The sequence below is a fragment of the uncultured Tateyamaria sp. genome, from assembly GCF_947504105.1.
Lineage (GTDB): Bacteria > Pseudomonadota > Alphaproteobacteria > Rhodobacterales > Rhodobacteraceae > Tateyamaria.
On sequence record NZ_CANNGP010000186.1, the window covers coordinates 1 to 343 of the forward strand.

Below are 343 nucleotides of genomic sequence, written 5' to 3' on the forward strand. Positions count from 1 at the left end.
CATCCATTATCTACCTCATCCCCATCTCTATCGGCCTCGGGCTTTGCGCCCTTCTGGGGTTCTTTTGGTCCGTGCACGCCAAGCAATATGACAACATGGAAAGTGATGCCCATCGCATTCTTGAGGCTGAGGACAAGCCGATGAGCGATGTGCAACGTGGGGCTCTTAACAGGATGGACGAGACATCCTGAAAGTCAAAGATCGCCACTTTTTGATGGCACAAAGACAGAACGCCCAGCCGCTTTTTTGCCACTTTCACAGACGCGAAGAGAGGTGGTCCTAGATTTTCGACCAATTTGCAGCCGGTTTAAGATGGATCAGGGGTTCATTTAGGCTGCTATTC

Annotated in this window: 1 protein-coding gene; it reads left to right on the forward strand. The window is 50.7% G+C overall.

Features of this window, described 5'->3' with window-relative positions; genetic code table 11:
• A partial coding sequence (ccoS, locus tag Q1A75_RS24130; protein WP_366142242.1) for a cbb3-type cytochrome oxidase assembly protein CcoS occupies positions 1-191 on the forward strand: 191 nt, incomplete at its 5' end.
• Between the last annotated feature and the right edge of the window lie 152 nt (positions 192-343).